Consider the following 21,277-nt stretch of genomic DNA (forward strand, 5'->3'; position numbering starts at 1 on the left):
ATATCTTTAAAACTTCAAACATTGTTTAAAAACATAGACCTTTAAATAGTAATATGACATTTCAAGAACAGATACAGCAGGGGATTCCTAGTCAGCTGCCACAACCAAAACCATACGAGACCAATATCAACCATGCTCCGAAGCGTAAAGAAATTTTAGGGGAAGAAGAGAAAAAACTGGCATTGAAGAATGCTTTACGTTATTTCGAACCTAAGTTTCATGCAGAACTGATTCCTGAATTCAAGCAGGAACTTGAAGATTACGGAAGGATTTATATGTATCGTTTCCGTCCGGATTATGAAATGAAGGCAAGGCCTATTACAGACTATCCCGGAAAATCTGAGCAGGCGAAAGCGATCATGCTGATGATTCAGAATAACCTGGATTATGCAGTAGCACAGCATCCACACGAACTGATTACGTATGGTGGAAACGGAGCGGTTTTCTCCAACTGGGCGCAGTATCTGCTGACCATGAAATATTTGTCTGAAATGAGTAATGAACAGACCTTGGTAATGTATTCAGGACATCCGATGGGATTGTTCCCTTCTCATAAAGACGCACCAAGAGTTGTTGTAACGAATGGTATGATGATCCCGAACTATTCAAAACCGGATGACTGGGAGAAATTCAATGCATTAGGCGTTACCCAGTATGGGCAGATGACAGCGGGAAGTTATATGTATATCGGCCCGCAGGGGATTGTTCACGGCACAACGATTACGGTGTTAAATGCTTTCAGAAAAATCAAAAAAGAACCTAAAGGAGGTCTTTTCGTTACTTCAGGATTAGGAGGAATGAGTGGTGCTCAGCCCAAAGCAGGGAATATTGCAGGCTGCGTTACCGTATGTGCAGAAGTGAATCCTAAGATCACGAAAATCCGCCACGATCAGAAATGGGTGAATGAAATCCATGAAGATCTTGATGCATTGGTAAAAAGAGTAAGAGAAGCACAGGCGAACAAAGAAACGGTGTCTTTGGCTTACCTTGGAAATATTGTAGAGGTTTGGGAGAAATTTGATCAGGAAGATTTAAGAATCGATATCGGATCAGATCAGACTTCCCTTCACAATCCATGGGCGGGTGGTTATTATCCTGTAGGACAAAGTTTTGAAGAATCCAATACCATGATGGCTGAAAACCCTGAGTTGTTCAAAGAAAAAGTTCAGGAAACATTGAGAAGACATGCTGCAGCCATCAACAAACATACAGAAAAAGGAACCTATTTCTTTGATTACGGAAATGCCTTCTTACTGGAAGCTTCCAGAGCGGGAGCTGATGTAATGGCAGAAAACCCGACATTAGGAAGAGAATTCAAATATCCGAGCTATGTACAGGATATCATGGGACCTATGTGTTTCGATTATGGTTTCGGACCGTTCCGTTGGGTATGTACCAGCGGTAATCCGGAAGATCTGAAAAAAACAGATGATATTGCATGTGCAGTATTGGAGGAAATGGTGAAAAACTCTCCTGAAGAGATCCAGCAGCAGATGAAAGACAATATCCAGTGGATCAAGGGTGCACAGGAAAACAAACTGGTGGTAGGTTCTCAGGCAAGAATCCTTTATGCAGACGCAGAAGGAAGAATGAAAATTGCCGAAGCCTTCAACAAAGCCATTAAAAATGGGGAAATAGGACCCGTTGTATTGGGTAGAGATCATCACGATGTTTCAGGAACAGATTCTCCTTACAGAGAGACTTCCAATATCTATGACGGATCAAGATTTACAGCAGATATGGCCATTCACAACGTGATTGGGGACAGTTTCCGTGGAGCTACCTGGGTTTCCATTCACAATGGTGGTGGAGTAGGCTGGGGAGAAGTAATCAACGGAGGTTTCGGAATGCTCCTTGACGGAAGCGATGATGCCGACAGAAGATTAAAATCCATGCTTTTCTGGGATGTAAACAACGGAATCTCAAGAAGAAGCTGGGCAAGAAATGAAGGCGCTGTTTTTGCCATTAAAAGAGCGATGGAAGCAGAACCAAACTTAAAAGTAACACTTCCGAACCTTGTAGACGAAAACTTATTGTAATATAAAAATTCAACATTGGCAACCATCAACAAAAAACTGTTTTCACACCTGAACGTAGAGGATAGTGATCCTGTATGGGAGAAGTTTGCTGAAGTTGAGTTTTCAAAGAAAAACATATTTACTGACAACAAAGCCTATCTTGTAGAAGATGGGCTTGTCCGTAAATACTACATCAACAGCACCTCAGATATCGATACCGAGATCTGTGCAGAATTCTACTTTCCCGGTGATATTTTTACTGTGGAAGAAAAAAGTTCTGATGCCATTTACGAGTCCATCAACAAAGGACTGGCCTGGGAAATCACCCTGGATGAGGTGAAAAACCTGTTTGCTGTCAATCCGCACTGCCGTTTCGTACAGAACTACTATCTGAGCAGAAAGCTCAATGCTGCGATGAAAAGGGAAATGCTTCTGCTGAAAAACACTCCACAGGATCTTTATGAATATCTGCTGAAGAACAAACCCCATTATATTCAGAATATCCCTCTGAAATACCTGGCTTCTTATATCGGGATTACACCTATTTCTTTAAGCCGGATCAGGAAGCGTATTCTGTAAGAAGCTGGAAGCTGGATGAGGGGAGCTGGAAGTTATTTCCAGTCTTCATATTTTCTGTAGGTTTTAAAAATTAATTGGAAAATTATTGTAAATAAAAAAAGTCACATAGTTGTTCTTTCACCTCAATAACTTCCATCTTCCATCCCCCATCTCCCATCCTCAAAACACCCCCATTAATTATCTTTTGTTTATTGACTGGCCTTCCGTAAGTTTCTTCCTTTGCTGAAAAAAGAATATGGAAATACAAAAATTAAACTGGGCAGGTGTAAAACTCACTTCACATAACAAAACCATCTTAATAGATGCTGTAGAAGATTTCTCTTATTACAAACCCGTTTTGGGAGATGCTGTTGAAAACCTCATGGAATTTTCAGACCATGTACAGGCAGATTATATCCTGTTTACGCATATGCACCTTGATCATTTTGATAAAGGAGTAATCCAAAAATGCTTAAAGCAAGACGGAAAACTGATCATCTACGCAGGACTGGAGCCTATTGTAAGAAAACTTGTACCTGATGTTGAAATGATCGTTCTTGATCTTGATGAAACCTTCACAGAAAACAATATCACCTTCAAACCGGTATTTGCGATGGATGGTGTGGGAGAAATACAATCTTCCTGGATTGTAGATGATGGTGATACTAAAATCTTTCACGGAGGAGATACCATCTGGCACAACCAGTTCTGGAAGCTTGGAAGAGAAAACCCCAATATAGATTACTCTTTCTTACCCGTAAACGGAGTAGTAGTGAATTTCGAGATCATTGGATTAGAATACAGCCCGGTTCCCGCTTCCCTTAATCTGAAAGAAGCTTTTGCTGCAGCCCACCTTCTGCATGCCAAAAAGCTGGTGCCTATCCATTACGGATTGTTTGCCCACGAGAAATGCTATATTCCTCAGGTGTTTGATGATCAGGATTTGAAAAATATTTCTGAGGAAGTAGGACAAGAGTATTTAATTTTGAAAGATGGTTCGATACTGGTAGAATCTTAACTGATATTTGTAAGGAAAACTGTCATTCTGAGTGAAATGTAATGGAATGAAGAATCTCAATATCAATAGGAACAGGCTATTATCCTGAGAATTGACGAAGGAAGCCCATTTTTTATGAATAATATTAAAATGAAAACCTGCCGTGAGACAGGTTTTTGTTAATCGTAAATGTATAAAGTCACATTTCTATTAAAATCTGAAAGATCTAAGAACTTATGTCATTTTTCCATACAAAATCATCATTAAGTATTATTTCTGATATAAATTCTGCTTTATATGCAAGAGCAGTTCCTTCATTTTTTATCTGAATTTCAGTTTCAGATATTTTTAAATTTGTTGTACAATGTGTTAAAAGTTCTTCTTTAGCTGGTTGATTTAGCAAAGTGTCACCAGCTTTTGCTCCAGACATTCTACAAGCATAAACTACCGGAATTCCAACAACTGTTAATTCATTACGTGTATTAACCAAAGTTACATTTCCATAATCTATGCCAATACCAAGACCTACGTCTTTTATAAATATATTAAAGCAATCTCTTGAAATATAATAATGCTCGGTAAAGATACTATGACATTCTTGTGCTGCTTTTAAAGATCTAATTATTGCATCCTCACCACTATAAAACTTTGGAAAAAATGCTAAAATTCCATCCCCAGTAAATTTATCAAATATTCCAAAGTTATTTATGATGATTTGCGAAAGTTTTTCACTTAATTCAGTAATAAATTTAGAGAATAATTCAGGTTTTCTAGCTTTTAGCATTAATTCAGTAGAACGCCTTATATCAATAGACACTACAACAGTGTCATATGATTTTCCATTTTCAAACTTCGATTTAAATTCTTCACTTGAAAATAACTTTTCTCGTGCATCTTCACAAATTCTCGGAATAATATGATTAATTGCTTCCTTTGAGCTTAATTCCTCAAATAATTTTTTTAGCTCTTCTTCTTTCTCTTTTGATTTATCTTTTTCTTCATCTAATTCTTTTAGGGCTTTATTAAGTTTAGACTTAATTATATTTATATCTTGTTCAAGCTTAATTTGTTTTTCAAAATTATCAGATCTTAAACTATTTGGAAAGGTTGAAATTGGATTATTTATAATATCAATTAACCGTGGTATAGAAGATATTGAATTTTGATTGGAAAGTGATCCTAAAGAATCTGTTCCTCTATTTACACCATACATTTTGTCAAACGAATTGCCTAGGGATGTGAAATCGCTTAGTGATGAACTTGTTAATTTGGAGGATTCTAAATCTTTTCCTTTTTCTTCATTTTTTTTTGCCATGTTTAGTTTTAATTTAATATTGTAATTATAAATGTATTAAAAAGGATTTACTCATATTTATGGGAAACCGTAAAACATCCCATTTATAACCTCCCCAACCCCTCCAGAACTCCAAAACAATACTAAAACACCCCTCCCAAGTCCTCCGTTTATTACAAACAAGTCTGTTTGAAACTTCCCAAGAACTTTGGAACTCTCCTGCAGGTTGGGGTAAAGCTCCCAAGACCTTGGGAGGTTTGTTGCAGGTATGTTTGTAACAAAACAAATTTTTCTATATTTGAGTGTTAATTTATTAATCCCAAAAACACAAAAAAATGAAAATTGCCCTCACACAGCTGAGTACTAAAGATCTTGCGACTTTAGCTCAAAGAATTATTTCCAATGCCCAATCCGGAAAATACCCTGTTATTAACAATCATCCTCTTGTGGGCGCTTTGGCATCTTCCTATACGGAATATGACAAGGTCTATACAAAGCAGGTCTACAGTGGAAAAGGAAAAGATGTAGCCACTGCCGATCACGAAAGAGATACCGCGTATGCCAATCTGAAATCTTTCCTGAACGGCTATCGTAAGCTGCCTTCTGCGGCCAACTATCAGCTGGCAGAGGATCTCTACGGAGTATTCAAAACTTTTGGGCTGAACCTGGACAGGCTGAGTTATTCTTCACAAACGGCTCAGATGAAGAAGCTTATAGAAGCATTAGAAACGACAGAAAACAAACAGAAGATCACACTTCTTTCTCTGGACGCAGCCTTTGCAGAGATGAAAGCTAAGCAGGATGCTTTTGAAATAGTATTTGCAGAGCAGGCGGGAGCTAATGCCGATCTTCGTCAAATGACGAGTGCCAGTGCTATCCGTAAAGATCTGGAGAAAACAGTGAAATCTTATCTTAATCTGCTTACGGTAATGAAAGAGGTATCAGGCTGGGAATTGCTGTACAGTGATACCAATGAGTTGGTGAAGGCAGCAAAGAACTCTACATCAGAGAAGAAAGAGAGTGGTGAAACTCCACAGAAATAAGTTTTGTTTTTTTTGTTGGAGAACCGCGAAGACGCTAGTTTTTAAGCTTAAGTATTTTTTAGCGCAAGAACATTTCGACTTCGCTCAATATGAGATTTTCAGCAGGTAATACGTGATTATTTTCCCACAGATTTCACTGTTCTTTTCCTATTTATCTGCTTAATCCGCCTAATCTGCATAATCTGTGGGAGAATATTGAGATTGCTTCACCTGCGGTTCGCAATGACAGTGGTGGTGTGAAATTTTATCGGAGATAAAATCCTTGCGCCTTAAAGCAGTCTTTTTGAATATCATTTTGCGCTCTGCGTTTACCAACAAAATACGTTTTTTTGACGCAAAGCTTTTAATTATTATTCTTTTTAAAATAAGGAAGCAAAGGGATGTGGCTGCGCCACTGATGAAGCGGGATGTAAAACGGCAGTTTCATAAAATCAATCCTGATTGATTCTTCTTTGCCCGCTTGAGTATCGTATTTCTTTAATTTGATCTTTGTGTTTTCAACTACGGTAAAAAAACTCAGCAATTTGCTGAGTTTTTTATTTTTTCTTAAGGGCATTTAGCTCCTCTTGTAATCTCTGGTTTTCTTTTTTCAAGATTTCTATATAATCTCTTTGGCTTTCTAGAAGGAACTCTGGAACGTTACAATAAAGATTACCATTTATGTTATTTCCAAAACCACTACTTCCAGTAATATTATCAAAATGATTGATCTGCTTTGCTTCCTCTTCTTCAAAGATTTCCTCTACGGGAACTTCCAGAAAACGGGCAATTTTTTCCCATTCATCATTGAAAATCCTTACATCTCCACTTTCTTTTCTGCTGTAGTTAGAGACATCTGTGGCGATGATATCTGCAATCTGTTGTTGCGTGATGCCTTTTACTTTTCTTGCATTGCGTAGTTTTTCTTTTTGCATGACCCGTATTTTCTACAAATATGCAAAATTTTTGTTGGAGAATTGCAAGGGTATAAAGTTTTTATCTTGATGTGTTTTGTAAGATGAAAGAGAATCTGATATTTTCAGCAAGTGGTGCGGTATTATTTTCCAAAAAAATTAATAGTAATTCCAACCTATTCTTTCACTAATGCATCTTTATAAGAAAAAAATCCTATGAAAATAACCATACCCAAACCCTGTCATGAAAATTGGAATGCCATGACACCAGATGAAAAAGGAAGATTTTGTGCGGTCTGTTCCAAAACCGTGCGAGATTTCAGAAGAGCCTCGGATGATGAGATTATAGATGTTTTTGCTGATGCTTCGCAGGAAATCTGTGGAGCTTTTAATCCATCACAGCTCAACAGGGATTTGCATTATTCTTATATTAATTCTCTTTTTGTGAAGTTTGCCGTGGGCTTTATGCTGACAACAGGAGGGATTGTAAGTGCTAACGCACAGCAAAATAAAACCTGTGATACCCTAAAGACTGAAGATGAACATGAAATTGTTTTCAGTACTCAAAGAGACAGAAAATGGCTTGGTTCTGTTGCAGTAATGCCTGCCAGTGCTTTATTAGAAGACAAAGAAAAGGAAAATAAAGAAATTGTATCAAAATTATCAGGAGTAATTGGGAAGGCTCCTAAAGATAATAGCAATATACGTATTGGTGGAGCTCCTTCAAGCGGAGCAGTCTATAAACCTATGTATATTGTAGATGGGAAAATAAGTGATTTTGAGGCAATAAATGCACTGGATCCTAATCTGATAAAAACAATGAATGTTCTGAAAGGAACTTCTGCTGTAGTAAAGTATGGCGAAAAAGCCAAAGATGGGGTAATCGTAATTACTACAAAAAGAAAAAAATATAAAACAAATTAAGACTCTTTATTTTCCCACAGATCTCACAGATCTTTTTCATATTTATCTGCTTAATCCGCCTAATCTGCGGGAGAATATTGAGATTGCTTCACCTGCGGTTCGCAATGACAGTGGTGGTGTGAAATTTTATCTCCGATAAAATCCTTGCGCCTTACAACAGAAAGTTTTTAATGTCATTTTGCGTCTTAGCGTTTTTACAACAAAACAATTATAACATAAAAAAACTCAGCAATTCGCTGAGTTTTATTTTTTAAGCCATTTATTATTTCACAGCCGCAATAGCCGCTTCATAATTCGGTTCCTGAGAAATATCCGGCACTTGTTCTTCATAGATAATATTACCTGAAGGATCTATCACCACAACCGCTCTGCTCAGAAGACCTTTCATTGGAGAATCTACCAGTTCCACCCCGTAGTTCCATCCGAAATCGGAACGGAAATCGGAAAGCATAACTACATTTTTAATTCCTTCCGCACCACAGAATCTTTTCTGGGCAAACGGCAGATCTTTGGAAATACAAAGTACTACCGTATTGGGAAGATTTCCTGCTTCTTCATTGAAATGATGTACAGAAGCAGAACAAACACCAGTGTCTACGCTCGGAAAGATATTCAGAATAACGTATCTTCCTTTGAAGGAATCCAGTGTCTGGTCATTCATATTCACATCGGTAAGGGTAAATTTAGGAGCCGGTTTATTCAGTGCCGGCAATTTGGCATAAGTGTGAACTTCTTTTCCTCCCATTAAAACAGTATTGATCGCTTTAGATTTTTGAGCAAACCCCACTGCAGAGAAGAATAACAGTGTGCTGCAAACTAATTTTGAAAACATGAAATTTATTTTTAAGCTAAATTATTCTTTTTTCAGGAGCTGAGATTAATTTTAATTCAAATAGATCGAATCTATTGTCAGATTATTTTTTTCAACACAATTTCCTTTTACCTTTATATTATAAAATGTAGAAGTTTCAAAGGTGTCATTCTGAATGGAATAAAATGTAATGAAGAATCTCATATAGTAGATTATCATTAAGATTCTTCCTTCGTCAGAATGACAAAAGTCAGATAGTCTGACTTTTGAAACAATTTCAATCTTATCACATAAAAAAATAGAAAGATTTATGAGTTCAGAAAATACAGCATCATTTCATCACAACATTTTTAAAGGAGAAAACGAAATTCCGGAAGAATATAAAGTTCCGGTTATCCATCAGAGAACCTATCTTTTGAATGGAGAACTGGTGGAATGGAACGGCGAAGTTACCGAAATCTATTCCCCGGTATGCATTCCTACAGAAAACGGATTGGAAAGGAAACTTCTGGGAAGCATCCCGAATATTGGTCCGAATGAAGCCATGGAAGTCCTTGAAGCCTGTGTAAAAGCCTATGATAATGGTCTTGGTGAATGGCCTACCATGTCAGTGGAAGGTCGTATCAAATGCATGCAGAAATTCGTGTACCTGATGATCCAGCAGAGAGAGCTGGTTATCAAACTGCTGATGTGGGAAATCGGAAAAACGCTGGCCGATTCTACCAAAGAATTTGACCGTACGGTAGATTATATCAATCAGACCATTGATGCATTAAAAGATCTTGACAGGGAATCTTCACGCTTTCAACAGGCTGAGGGAACAATAGCCCAGATCAGAAGAGCACCGTTGGGTGTAGTGTTAAGTATGGGGCCTTTCAATTATCCTCTGAATGAAATTTTTACCACATTGATTCCGGCTTTGATCATGGGAAATACCATCCTGTTTAAACTTCCAAAGCATGGTGTATTAGCTCATTATCCTTTATTAAACGCATTCAAGGAAGCATTCCCGAAAGGAACGGTGAATACATTATATGGAAAAGGATCAGAAATCATCACTCCGATTATGGAAAGCGGGAAAGTAAATGTTCTGGCTTTTATCGGATCCAGTAAAGTGGCTAACGGATTGAAAAAACTGCACCCGAAAGTGAACCGTTTAAGAGCTATTCTGAGTCTGGATGCTAAAAATGCAGCCATCGTTACCAAAAATGCAAATCTTGATGTAGCGGTGAGTGAGTGTATTTTAGGAGCGCTTTCTTTTAATGGACAGCGTTGTACAGCATTGAAACTGATATTCGTTCAGAAAGAAGTAGCTCTGGAATTTACAGAGAAATTAACCGCAGCGGTTTCTGCGCTGAAGGCTGGGCTGCCATGGGAAAAAGACGTTAAAGTAACACCGCTTCCGGAAGTGAACAAACCTGCTTACCTGAAAGAATGTATTGATGATGCCGTGCAGAAAGGAGCAGCAGTCTTGAATAAAGATGGAGGTTACACCGATGAATCTTTTGTTTTTCCGGCTGTAGTATATCCTGTAAACAGTGATATGAAACTATATCATGAAGAACAGTTTGGTCCTGTGATTCCTGTTGTTCCTTTCGAAGATATAGAAGAGCCTATAGAATATCAGGTGAATGCCTCCCACGGAATGCAGGTAAGTATTTTCAGTGAAGATCCGCATGAGGTAGCAAGACTGATTGATCCGTTTGTGAATCTTGTAAGCCGTGTCAATATCAACTGTCAGGCACAAAGAGGTCCCGATGTTTTTCCATTTACCGGAAGAAAAGACAGTGCGGAAGGAACGCTTTCTGTTTTTGATGCGCTCCGTTCATTCTCCATCCGGTCTCTGGTGGCGGCAAAGCTGACAGATTCCAACAAAGAGCTGCTGAATACGATTGTAAGGGAACATGATTCTAACTTTTTAAGCACAGACTATATTTTCTGATTCTGACCAGTATTATATTTAACATAAAATAAAATCCTCAATAAACACCTTGATTTGTTGAGGATTTTTTTAACTTAATACCGGAAATTAAAGTTTTGTGTTATAATAGGATGGTGTTTTTTAGAGATGTCATCTAATGATCAGTGTGTAAATCATGTCTTCACCCGAAAAAGAATTTTTAGAGAAAATTGAAAAACACAAAGGTGTTATTTTCAAGATCTCTAAAATGTATATGGATAATAAGGACGACCAGAATGACCTCTACCAGGAGATCATTTACCAGGCCTGGAAATCATACGCTGATTTTCAAAAGAGAAGTGATTTCTCCACATGGCTGTACAGAACTGCGCTCAACACAGCCATTGTTTTTTTGAGAAGTGAAAAAAAACGTAGTTTTATACAAAATCAGAATGTGGATGGGCTGAGTGCCAGGCAGGAACCTTATAATGATACTGATGATATGAATATGAAGAGGATGTATGAAGCCATCCATCAGTTGAGCCCCATTGATAAAGCCCTTATATTTTTCTTTTTAGAGGGTTTTTCGGGAAAAGAAATTGCTGTACAACTGGGAATTACTGAAGTGAATACACGCGTAAAGCTGAAGAGGGCAAAAGAAAAGCTGAAAGAGATTATTGCCGGACAAGGTGCAGATTCCCATTAAAAAATGACACTATGGAGTTAGAAAACTTTAAAGAACTTTGGAATAAAGATACTGGACACGGATCCCCTGAAATTTCTCTGGAAAAACAGAAGGAAATACATTCCCCGTTGGAGATGCTGAAAGTGAATATGCAAACTGAATTCTGGCTGATGATTATAACACTGCCTTTGCTCTTAACAGGTGTTCCATTGGCTTCTGCTGATTCTAATATTAAAACCATTTCAATATTTGTCACGATTCTGACAGTTGCTGTTATTATTTATTTTTATTCCCGCTTCCTGAAATTGTATAAGCTGCTTGGAAAAAACAGCATCAATACCAATTATGATTTGTTTAATCTGAGAACGCAGCTCCTCATATCAAAAGAAATTTATATTTCCTATTATATTGCTTATATTCCTCTTGGGTTTCTTTTGTCTCTGATCAAAATTAATTTTCATTTTGATAGGGAATATAACCTGGCTATTTTCGGTATCAGTCTTCTCATTACCCTTCTGTTGATTGCATTTATTATCAAATACTGGATCTATTATATGTACGGAAGATATATTGATGATGTAGTGCGTCTGGTAGATGAGCTTAACGGAATTGAAGTAAGGCCAAAACCTGAAAAGAAAATGACCTGGTTTGAACGTTCACAGAGACTTTTTATGAATAAAATGGGGATTAAAGGAAACATTCTGAATACCGTGATATGGTTTGTATCCATGTATTTTTTGATCATATTATTGCTGACCGTTGTTCTTCTGATCATTATTATAGTGGGAGCAAAATTTGATTTTCTGGATATCGGTTCATTACAGAGAGCTTTAAATAAACTGAATTAGAAATGACTGTATCTTCTGTAAAATTTCTATCTTTAGAACATTGAGTTGTAAAAAAATATTACATGGATGATTTTAAAAATCAGATGTATTCTATAGAAGAATTTCTGGAGCTTGTAAAGAACAAGCAGGACAGGAAAGCAGCCTTCGACCCGGAATATAATTATGCAGTTTATTCTTCAGCAGACGAATTTAAGCCCGGAATGAAAATTTTTATCGGAGATCCTTTGGATATTGGTGGGGATGATAATGAAATCTTACCTGATTTCGTTTTTCATAACAAGCTCCATTATATGTGTTCAGATGAAAATATTCAGGATGTGGTAGATCTTGCTTTCAGACAGCGTGCTGGTATTAGCTCTTCTCAGCTTATCACAGCTCTGAACCATTATCTGGAAAAAGATGATTTCTTTGATTTTAAATAATAAAAGAATTAAATACACAAAAAACAATCACCTGATATGAAAAAATATCAGGTGATTATTTTTTTCTCCTAACTGGTCAGGTCAGAAAAAATTATTTCGACTCATGCTATTCCGGGGAAATAGTAAAAAGCTTAAAACACACACACAATGAGACCTGGCAGTATTTCTCGGTCAGGTTTTTTATTTCTTTTGTAAAAATCTGTAACAATTTTTTTAAACGAAAACTAACTCTATAGAGTAAATGCCCATGACCTCATTAGAACAAGAGTTTATAAGTCAGATTGAACAGCATAAAGGAATCCTGTTTAAGATTTCTAAAATGTATATGACTGAAAAGGATGACCGCGATGATCTTTTTCAGGAGATTACCTATCAGCTTTGGAAAGCATTTCCGGGTTTCAGAGGTGAAAGTGAATTTTCAACATGGCTATACAGAATTGCTTTGAATACAGCTATTATTTTCCTGAGATCAGAAAAGAGAAGAAGCTTTATCGCCCATGAAGACTTTTCTAACCAAATTATTATTCAGGAAGACTATGATTACCGTAAAGAAGAGCGCCTGGCTGAAATGTATCAGGCTATTCATCAGCTTAATCCTATCGACAAGGCCTTTATTTTTTATTATCTGGAGGATTTTTCAGGAAAACAGATTGCAGAACAGATGGGAATTTCAGAGGGCAATGCAAGAGTGAAAATGAACCGGGCAAAAAATAAACTTAAAGATATCTTAAGCCAAATAAAAACCAACCAACATTAAAATCAGTAATCCAATGAATATCGATGAATTGAAAAATACCTGGAACGAAGATATTGTGGAGGAAACTCCTGAAATAAGTATAGAACAGAGGAATAAATTACATCTCCCCCTGGAAAAGATACGTAAAAACATGCGTGTGGAATTCTGGTGGATGATAGGAATCTTTGTCTTTGCTTTTCTGGTGTGCTCTGTGTGCAGACCATTTAAACTTCAGTTGTATATAACAGTTTTGATTGCCTCCATGCTTTTGGTTACCGTTTTCTTTTTCAGTAAGTTCTTTACATTGTACAATGAAATCAGTAATCCCGCTCCAAAAACCTATGATTCTTTGAAAGATCTCGTGATGCAGCTCAATCTTAACAAACAGTATTACCTCTCATACTACATCAGTTTTGCGCCGTTTCTCGTATGCGAGATCCTGATTGTTCTTGAATTTATCCCGTGGCCAAAACCTTTGAGTGAATTGAAGATTGCGGTGATCTTAATTAGTACAGTAACCGTAGGATTATTTTTGCTTTATATTGTAGGAAGGTTCTGGTATAAACGCTACTATGGAAGATATATCCAATATATTGAAGATCTTTTAGAAGAATTAAAAAGATAGAAAAGGTTTCGGCGGGCTGAAAGCCCGCCGAAACCTATATTCATTACTGTCCTTTATGTTCTTTTTCTTTGGCAATTTCGTTTTTTATCCAATCCAGCTGTGGGTCTTTTTTATCAATAATATCCTGCATGTTTTCAGTAACAGTCACATCAGGAACAACACCTTTTCGTGAATCTGAAAAACTGATATTAGGTTGTACCAAAAGTAATCCTATGGGAAATCTGATTTCAGAATTGGGAAGCTTTTGGTAGGAATAAAAACCGGCCACAGTTCCGTCATTGGCACCACCTGTTTCTTCTCCCACAAGCGTTGCTCTTTTATCATTTTTAAGTTTGGCGGTAATAATAGACGATGCCGAGAAACTTCCTCCGTTAATCAGTACAAAAATTTTTCCATGGAAGGCATCCTTTTTGGGTTTTGTAGGTTTGTCAGCTTTCATCTTGTAGAATACTTTTCCATCCTTTTTATAGGTACTGAAAGTCTGCGCAAGAAAAAAACTCGGATAAGCGATACTTTTAAGAGCATACTCTAAAGGAGTACTTTTTCTGAAATAATTGGTACGCAGAGGGGCATTTCTTGAAGTTAACTGAGAAGGCTTGATCAGCGTAAACGGCTCATCAGCTAAATAAGAATACAGGTTGTTGATTTCATACAAGGAGCCGCCATAATTATTTCGGACATCTATGATGAGGTAAGGAGATTTCGCAAGGTTGATCTTGGCAAAAGTCTTTTTATAAAACTCATCCGAATAATCCCTTGAAAAGCTTTTCACCTTAATATAAGCAATAGTACTGTCTTTGTCCAGAAACTTAAAACTTCTGTTATAAGAATTACTGGAAGCTACATAGTCGTTCAGTTTCTTTTCCGGGGTCTTTTTCTGCATTTCCTTATCCTTTTCAAGATCAGCGTCAGATTTTGTTTCTCTGGTTAAGGTATACGTCTTTTTTTCTCCCTGGTATAGGGTTTCAAGAGTAGCTTTGCTGTCAAATCCATTTTCGGCAGTATAAAAATTAAAGAACAGATCTTTTAAAAAATACGGGTGGAAAGTGGTATTATCACCATCACTGCTGATCAGACTTCTGTACTTCTTGATATAATCGGATACAGGAATATTATTGATGGATAAAATTTCAGTTCCTGGCTTTATGTGCTCAATGGAATCTTTGTTTTGGATGATATACATTCGGTCTCCCGATATATAATATTCAAAACGGCTGAACATTCCTTTTTGATGTTCCAGTCTTTTAATTTCTTCTTTCGTAAATTTCTTTCTGGGAATTCTCAATGAAAGATGGCCTTCACGAATTCCGGCGATGACAGGCTGAAGTTTGAAATAAAACTGAAGTGGGGTAAGAGGTTCGGTGATCGTTTGCTTGAGACTGTCAAATTTACGTTCCAGTTCCTTTCTGGGAATATACCAGTATAATTGAGGGTGCATTTGCTGTAATTTTGAATACGCAAAGTCCACATCCTCTTTAAGTTGCTCCGGTGGAATACATGAAGCCCGCTGTTCGTTGTGTTTTTTTACAGAGGCACAGGACGAAAAAATAGCGAGAAGTAATATTACCGAATAATTTTTCAATGTATCTGAGTTTTTTTAGGGTGCTAAAATAAAAAGTTTAAAATTAATCCCGACTTAAATGAATAATAAATTTTTAAAAATACATGATAAATTTAGTTAAAAAATGCAGTAAAATGGAATAAACTTTCATGTAAAGACAAAAGTCAATACATTTGATATTTATTTCGTACAGATGATTTACTGGATTATTACGTGTATAGTTGTTTTGACGGTAACTTTTTTTATCGTGATCAATATGAAGGCGTTTGGTGGCGTGCCAAAAGGGAAAAGGCTGAAGCGCATCAGGCAGTCGAAACTCTATAAAAACAGACAATTCCAGAATATCAGCCATACACCTTCCCTTACAGAAGGCTACAAAATGTCAAAAGTGACTTATGATTTCTTTTTAGGAAAAAAAGATCCGCTGCTGAAACCTTTGAAAGAAATTCCAGCTCTTCATACCGATTTGAAAAATTTTGATAAAAATCAGGATGTATTGATCTGGCTGGGACATTCATCTTATTACCTGCAGACAGATGGCGTTTCCTTTCTGATAGATCCTGTTCTAAGCCTTTATGGCTCACCTTTCAAATACTTTAATAAAGCTTTCAAAGGCTCAGATATTTTTAAACCTGAAGACATTCCCGGCATAGATTATCTGGTCATCACGCATGATCATTTTGATCACCTGGATTACCCAACGGTAAAATCGATTGAAGAAAGAACAGACATGGCCATTATACCTTTGGGAGTAGGAGCGCACCTGGAGAGATGGGGATATGCTGAAAACAAGCTTATTGAAGAAGAATGGGGAACAGAAGTTGCCCTGAAAAATGATATAAAAATTGTTTTCACTCCTGCCAGACACTTTTCCGGCAGAAGAGTGAGACAGAATGATACGCTTTGGAGTTCGTATGTTCTGGCAACCCCAACAAAAAGAATTTTTCTGGGAGGAGACAGCGGCTATGATTCCCACTTTAAAACAATAGGCGAGCAATACGGACCTTTCGATTATGCTGTTCTTGAAAACGGACAATATGGAGAGGCATGGCGGTATATCCATACCTTACCGGAAGATTTTGTTCAGGCTGCTATTGATCTTAAAGCACAGCGTATTATCCCGGTTCATGCTGCCAAATTTGCACTGGCACTTCATCCGTGGAATGAGCCTTTACAAAAGATAACCGCCCTTGGAAAAGAAAAACAGTTGAATATCCTCACCCCGATGATAGGTGAGGTTGTACATCTGAATCAGTCAGACCAGAAATTTACAGCCTGGTGGGAAAGCTGATCAGGCATGCCAGATTTCTTTATACCTTGCAGGATGATTTTCAAACTGCTGTCTTACAAAATCGCATTCCGGGTCTACAAGCAAATCTTTTTCTTCCGCATAGCGTACCAGCTCGTCCAGCAATAGTTTGGCGTATCCTTTTCCCTCACGCTCTTCATCAAGTTTCGTATAAAATACAATAAGCAGTCTTCCGTCAACCTCTATAGACATATAACCTGCCTTTTTTTCATCGATAAGTAGCTGCAATTCGTCCTGATATTGAGATACCTGAAACTTTATATTTTCCATAACAATGTAAGATTTGGTTGATCAAAAATAATTTGAGAAAATTTCTTTAAAAACATTCTCTTCATTAAAATTACGAAATTAAATGATATCAGATAATAGTTTTTAATAATCTTAACGAATTTTATAACATAAATGGATAAAAGATAAAAGATAAAAGATAAAAGATAAAAGATAAAAGATATTACCATTAAATATCCGTATGTCAGGATCAATAGAGCTGGGCTTTAGCCCGCCATACAATATATAATTTCTCCTACGGCTTCAGCCAAAACTTCAAATAGATCTCTTTTTTTATATTGAAAATAATCTACAATTCATTGATTATTAATATTTCATAAGTTTTCGTTGGATGTAATTATTTGCGTTCTGAGGATGACTTTGGATTGGTTAATGTTTATAAATTTCATAAAAAACGCAGAAAATATTTCAAAGATAATCAGTGGTTTATGATTTTTATTAACAAATATTAGTATTTATATTTAAGAATTGGCACTTTAATTGACTATCCCTTCATGTTTAATTTTAAAGTGGTGTGAAATGAAAAAATTAATATTAACAGCATTATTGGTTGGGACATTTAGTCTTAGTTATGCCCAGTCCGATTATTATAATGATTATAGAAGAAGTATCTCGGACATCAACTGGCAAAGAGTAATTACTGATCTTGTGCTTTCAACAACACAGGCCAATCAGATTTATGTGTTGAATGACAGATACCGTGATTATGATACGTGGAACAGAGTTTACGTAGTAGAACCGGGAAGATGGAGGAATGACCGTTATTCAGAGCTGGAAAGAATTCTGGGTAGAGAAAAGTATATCCTCTTTAAAAAGAAATATTACAGAGGTCAGAATCCGGTAATCGTCTATGGAAGAAACAAAAACGATTATAAAAAATACCGTAAACAACAGGAAAAGTATTATAAAGATCAGGAGAAATACTATAAAAAACAAAATAAACACCGCGGTCACGGACATGACGGTGATTGGGATTAAACCCATTATCAACTCTATCACTTATAACGGCTGACATTTTTTGTCAGCCATTTTATTTTTCAATATCTGATGTGATTTAATTTGTTTGATTTTTATAACTTTGATCTATGGAATCACACGAGTCACTCAAAGGTTTTTATGAAAGAAATGCTCCCAATCTGGCATCGCAGTGTATCGGGGTCAGAAAAATAGGACACTTCAATGTATTTTCACGGGAATACTGTTCTCCTCTTACCCCATACAGCAGGAGAGATTATTATAAAATTTCATTAATTATAGGAAAAGGAAAGCTTCATTATGCTGATAAATGGATCAAAGTGGACCGTCCCGCATTATTGTTTTCCAATCCTATTATTCCCTATTCCTGGGAAGCGGATGATGAGGACCAGAAAGGCTGGTTCTGCCTGTTTACAGATCAGTTTCTGCATAACGGAAGCCGTATGGGAAACCTTCAGGATTCTCCGCTGTTCAAGATCGGAGGAACTCCTGTTTTCTTTGTAAATGAAGAACAACAGAAAATACTTGCTGAGATCTATACCAAAATGATGACGGAGATCCAGTCAGATTATATTCACAAATATGATATGTTGAGAGCATATCTTCATCTGATGATTCATGAGACGATGAGAATGCAGCCGGCAGAAAATTTCGAACCTTATCAGAATGCTTCACAAAGAGTAGCTTCATTATTTATGGAACTGTTGGAAAGGCAGTTTCCTATCGACAGCCCTGAGGCCTTTTTGAAATTAAAAACGCCGAATGATTATGCCCGGAGTCTTTCCATTCATGTGAATTCTTTGAACCGTTCGGTAAAAGAGATTACAGGAAAAACAACCAGCCAGCAGATCACCGCAAGGATTATTCAGGAAGCCAATGCCTTACTGACACATACGGATTGGAATATTGCTGAGATTGCCTACGGATTAGGTTTTGAAGAACCCGCTTATTTCACCAATTATTTTAAAAAACAAACCGGAATTACTCCCAATGCCTTAAGAATGGATGTTGTTTGAATTTTATAATTCTTAGTTTGAATTCTATATCAGGGTTGACTTCCTGATGTTCTAATTTTGTCATGTAAAATTAAATCATACCTATCATGAAATTTAAAAAATTAGGAAACACAGAAGAACAGTTATCAGCAATTGGTTTAGGATGTATGGGAATGAGTTTCGCATATGGTCCTACCGACGAGCAGGAAAGTATCAATACCCTGCACAGAGCTTTGGATTTAGGAGTTAACTTTTGGGATACGGCAGATATGTATGCCAATGGAGAAAATGAAAAACTGATTTCTAAAGTTTTAGTACCGAACAGGGATAAGATTTTCATTGCTACCAAATTCGGATTCAGGTTTAAAGATGGTAAGGCAAGCCACAGCGGTGCTCCGGGAACTTATTTCGACGGCTCTCCGGAATGGATAAGACAGGCCGTGGATTTAAGCCTTCAAAGATTAAAGATTGATACAATCGACTTGTATTATGCACATAGAGTAGATCCGAATGTTCCTGTAGAAGAAACGGTAGGAGCAATGGCAGAATTGGTAAAGGCAGGAAAAGTGAAATATCTTGGATTGTCTGAAGCTTCGGCAGAATCTATCAGAAAAGCCAATAAAATTCACCCTATTGCAGCATTGCAGTCAGAATACTCTATCCTTACGAAAGATGTTGAAAATGAGATTTTACCAACCATCAGAGAACTGGGAATTTCTTTGGTTCCTTATTCGCCGTTAGCAAGAGGACTCTTTACCAATATCTATGATGCACAAAATCTGGGTGATGACGATTTCAGAAAATCATTACCGCGTTATCAGCAGGAATATCTTGAAAATAATACTAAGCTGGCTAACGAAATCAACGAATTTGCAGCTTCCAAAGGAGTGAAAGGAACCCAGCTTGCCTTAGCCTGGGTATTGAACCAGGGAGATGATATCATTCCGATTCCGGGTACAAAACGAATCAAATATCTGGAAGAAAATATTGCAGCCGTCAATATAGAACTTTCTCAATCAGATCTGGATACCATTGATGCCATCCTGAAAAAATACCCTAATGTAGGAGAAAGATACAATGAAGGTTCAATGAAACTGGTGAACAATTAAAAACTATGTTAGATAAAAACTGAGCTTCTTACAATAAAAAGAGCTCAGTTTTTTTGTTTTTATATTTAAAAGGAGTTCGACTATGAACAGAAGAGAATTATTAAAGAACGGATTATTGGCAGGAACATTGAGCATGATTCCTTTCTCCGGCTTAATGGCACAGTCTCAAACAACTGTTGAAAAAACAGGAGACGATCTTTCCGGATTTAAAAAACTGCAGCTTGGTGAGCTTGAACTATTTGTTCTTACGGACGGATATATCCATGAAGAAAACCTGAATTCATTTGCACCAAGAGGCACTGTTTCAGAATTGAAATCAATCCTTAAAGATAATTTCAGACCGGAGAATTATATTGATATGGCGATGAATATTCTATTGGTTAAGACAAAGAATAAACTCATCTTATTGGATACCGGAATGGGAATTTTTGCCGATGAAAGAAGCGGATTTTTATTGAAAAGCCTTCAAAAAGCAGGATTTTCTCCAAAAGATGTTACCGATGTCTTTATCTCTCACGCCCATCCGGATCACATCGGCGGAGTAGTGGATAAACAAAATCAGTTTATTTTCTCCAATGCCGATATTTTCATCTCTAAAACAGAACATGATTTCTGGATGAAAGCTTCCATCAAAGATTTCAGTAACAGTGCACTGAAAACACAACCTGAATTTCTTAATCAGATTATTCCTGCAATTCAGAATATTTTGAAAACGATTCAGCCCAAACTGAAGTTTTATGACCTTAATAATACATTGTATGATTATTTTAGTTTCCAGTTAGCTCCTGGCCATACACCAGGCTTAACCGTTACCACCATCTCTTCAGGAAACGAAAAGCTGATCTATATTGCAGACCTTATCCATTCTGATGTTATCTTGTTTCCACACTCTGAATGGGGCTATTTCGGAGATACAGATCTGGATATCGCAACAGCTTCAAGAAAAAAATTCCTTCAACAACTGGCAGATACCAGAATCAGAGCGTTTGCTTACCATTTACCCTGGCCGGGCCTTGGTTACACAAAAAAGAAAACATCCGGCTTTGAATGGTTTCCGGAAGGTTTTATGAATTAGGGAATAGGTTGCAGATAGCAGATCGTAGGTTGCAGGTGAGAGAAAAAGAGGATTAGGGATAAGGAATACGTTACCTGGATTAATAAATAGGTGCTCAGTATTCCCCTCCTCCGGAGGGGGTGGCAAAAATTCAAAGAATTTTTGACGGGGTGGTTAACTAAACAGCATAATCAATCCCACATATAAATCATCCATAGCAGCGGACTTTAGT

At 37.0% G+C, this 21,277-nt stretch carries 21 protein-coding genes; 16 read left to right on the forward strand and 5 right to left on the reverse strand.

Going from position 1 to position 21,277, the window contains the following annotated elements; all coding sequences use genetic code 11:
• The first annotated feature begins 53 nt into the window (after window positions 1–53).
• From AB1278_RS08945 to AB1278_RS08955, 3 genes are all read left to right on the forward strand, one after another.
• Window positions 54–2,039 (forward strand): urocanate hydratase, encoded by a 1,986-nt coding sequence (locus AB1278_RS08945; RefSeq protein WP_429813826.1) that lies wholly within the window; start codon window positions 54–56, stop codon window positions 2,037–2,039.
• A 15-nt stretch (window positions 2,040–2,054) separates the two neighbouring features.
• Window positions 2,055–2,597, forward strand: coding sequence for a Crp/Fnr family transcriptional regulator (locus tag AB1278_RS08950; protein ID WP_429813829.1), 543 nt, complete (start codon window positions 2,055–2,057; stop codon window positions 2,595–2,597).
• 235 nt (window positions 2,598–2,832) lie between these two features.
• Window positions 2,833–3,594 carry an MBL fold metallo-hydrolase gene (locus AB1278_RS08955; protein ID WP_429813832.1) on the forward strand — a complete coding sequence of 254 codons (762 nt, stop codon included), beginning with the start codon at window positions 2,833–2,835 and terminating at the stop codon, window positions 3,592–3,594.
• Window positions 3,595–3,799: 205 nt separating this feature from the next.
• Here the strand turns inward: AB1278_RS08955 and AB1278_RS08960 are convergent, their stop codons facing one another.
• Window positions 3,800–4,888: an adenylate/guanylate cyclase domain-containing protein gene (locus tag AB1278_RS08960; RefSeq protein WP_429813835.1), complete on the reverse strand. Its 1,089-nt coding sequence runs from the start codon at window positions 4,886–4,888 to the stop codon at window positions 3,800–3,802.
• Window positions 4,889–5,202: 314 nt separating this feature from the next.
• Between AB1278_RS08960 and AB1278_RS08965 the strand changes: the two genes are divergently transcribed.
• The gene (locus AB1278_RS08965; protein ID WP_429813838.1) at window positions 5,203–5,910 is read left to right on the forward strand and encodes a DUF6261 family protein; all 708 of its coding nucleotides are present in this window, start codon (window positions 5,203–5,205) and stop codon (window positions 5,908–5,910) included.
• Between the two features lie 536 nt (window positions 5,911–6,446).
• On the opposite strand, the gene AB1278_RS08970 is transcribed toward AB1278_RS08965, so the two are convergent.
• Entirely contained in the window at window positions 6,447–6,824 is a 378-nt protein-coding gene (locus tag AB1278_RS08970) for a helix-turn-helix domain-containing protein (RefSeq protein ID WP_110010421.1), read from the reverse strand.
• 195 nt (window positions 6,825–7,019) lie between these two features.
• Here AB1278_RS08970 and AB1278_RS08975 point away from each other — a divergent pair, with 195 nt between their 5' ends.
• Window positions 7,020–7,727, forward strand: coding sequence for a TonB-dependent receptor plug domain-containing protein (locus tag AB1278_RS08975; protein ID WP_343638880.1), 708 nt, complete (start codon window positions 7,020–7,022; stop codon window positions 7,725–7,727).
• A gap of 262 nt (window positions 7,728–7,989) precedes the next feature.
• Here the strand turns inward: AB1278_RS08975 and tpx are convergent, their stop codons facing one another.
• Window positions 7,990–8,559 carry a thiol peroxidase gene (gene tpx / locus AB1278_RS08980; protein WP_185097557.1) on the reverse strand — a complete coding sequence of 190 codons (570 nt, stop codon included), beginning with the start codon at window positions 8,557–8,559 and terminating at the stop codon, window positions 7,990–7,992.
• Between the two features lie 289 nt (window positions 8,560–8,848).
• On the opposite strand from tpx, the gene AB1278_RS08985 reads away from it, so the two are divergent.
• From AB1278_RS08985 to AB1278_RS09010, 6 genes are all read left to right on the forward strand, one after another.
• Window positions 8,849–10,480, forward strand: a complete 1,632-nt coding sequence (locus tag AB1278_RS08985; protein ID WP_343638875.1) for an NADP-dependent glyceraldehyde-3-phosphate dehydrogenase — start codon at window positions 8,849–8,851, stop codon at window positions 10,478–10,480.
• Window positions 10,481–10,634: 154 nt separating this feature from the next.
• A complete protein-coding gene (locus AB1278_RS08990; RefSeq protein ID WP_330746860.1) occupies window positions 10,635–11,144 on the forward strand; it encodes an RNA polymerase sigma factor in 510 nt (169 codons plus the stop codon).
• Between the two features lie 11 nt (window positions 11,145–11,155).
• Window positions 11,156–11,971, forward strand: coding sequence for a hypothetical protein (locus AB1278_RS08995; RefSeq protein ID WP_411412899.1), 816 nt, complete (start codon window positions 11,156–11,158; stop codon window positions 11,969–11,971).
• A gap of 62 nt (window positions 11,972–12,033) precedes the next feature.
• Window positions 12,034–12,393 (forward strand): DUF7716 domain-containing protein, encoded by a 360-nt coding sequence (locus AB1278_RS09000; protein WP_429813844.1) that lies wholly within the window; start codon window positions 12,034–12,036, stop codon window positions 12,391–12,393.
• Window positions 12,394–12,640: 247 nt separating this feature from the next.
• A complete protein-coding gene (locus tag AB1278_RS09005) occupies window positions 12,641–13,150 on the forward strand; it encodes an RNA polymerase sigma factor (RefSeq protein ID WP_202838567.1) in 510 nt (169 codons plus the stop codon).
• A 13-nt stretch (window positions 13,151–13,163) separates the two neighbouring features.
• Window positions 13,164–13,754: a hypothetical protein gene (locus tag AB1278_RS09010; RefSeq protein ID WP_202838568.1), complete on the forward strand. Its 591-nt coding sequence runs from the start codon at window positions 13,164–13,166 to the stop codon at window positions 13,752–13,754.
• Between the two features lie 43 nt (window positions 13,755–13,797).
• Here AB1278_RS09010 and AB1278_RS09015 read toward each other — a convergent pair whose 3' ends face one another.
• Complete coding sequence (locus AB1278_RS09015) at window positions 13,798–15,336, reverse strand: S41 family peptidase (RefSeq protein WP_429813847.1); 1,539 nt, start codon at window positions 15,334–15,336, stop codon at window positions 13,798–13,800.
• 172 nt (window positions 15,337–15,508) lie between these two features.
• On the opposite strand from AB1278_RS09015, the gene AB1278_RS09020 reads away from it, so the two are divergent.
• Entirely contained in the window at window positions 15,509–16,606 is a 1,098-nt protein-coding gene (locus AB1278_RS09020; RefSeq protein ID WP_202838570.1) for an MBL fold metallo-hydrolase, read from the forward strand.
• Here AB1278_RS09020 and AB1278_RS09025 read toward each other — a convergent pair whose 3' ends face one another.
• Window positions 16,607–16,894 (reverse strand): GNAT family N-acetyltransferase, encoded by a 288-nt coding sequence (locus tag AB1278_RS09025; protein ID WP_429813851.1) that lies wholly within the window; start codon window positions 16,892–16,894, stop codon window positions 16,607–16,609. It lies immediately after the preceding gene.
• A 537-nt stretch (window positions 16,895–17,431) separates the two neighbouring features.
• Between AB1278_RS09025 and AB1278_RS09030 the strand changes: the two genes are divergently transcribed.
• The 4 genes from AB1278_RS09030 to AB1278_RS09045 all read left to right on the forward strand — a co-directional run bounded on the left by AB1278_RS09030 (window position 17,432) and on the right by AB1278_RS09045 (window position 21,066).
• The gene (locus AB1278_RS09030; RefSeq protein WP_202838571.1) at window positions 17,432–17,890 is read left to right on the forward strand and encodes a hypothetical protein; all 459 of its coding nucleotides are present in this window, start codon (window positions 17,432–17,434) and stop codon (window positions 17,888–17,890) included.
• 107 nt (window positions 17,891–17,997) lie between these two features.
• Entirely contained in the window at window positions 17,998–18,903 is a 906-nt protein-coding gene (locus tag AB1278_RS09035) for a helix-turn-helix domain-containing protein (RefSeq protein ID WP_429813855.1), read from the forward strand.
• Window positions 18,904–18,989: 86 nt separating this feature from the next.
• Window positions 18,990–19,991 (forward strand): aldo/keto reductase, encoded by a 1,002-nt coding sequence (locus tag AB1278_RS09040; RefSeq protein WP_343638862.1) that lies wholly within the window; start codon window positions 18,990–18,992, stop codon window positions 19,989–19,991.
• 82 nt (window positions 19,992–20,073) lie between these two features.
• Entirely contained in the window at window positions 20,074–21,066 is a 993-nt protein-coding gene (locus tag AB1278_RS09045) for an MBL fold metallo-hydrolase (protein ID WP_429813860.1), read from the forward strand.
• Window positions 21,067–21,277: the final 211 nt, after the last annotated feature.

This window comes from Chryseobacterium sp. NRRL B-14798, assembly GCF_050470705.1.
GTDB lineage: Bacteria > Bacteroidota > Bacteroidia > Flavobacteriales > Weeksellaceae > Chryseobacterium > Chryseobacterium cupriresistens.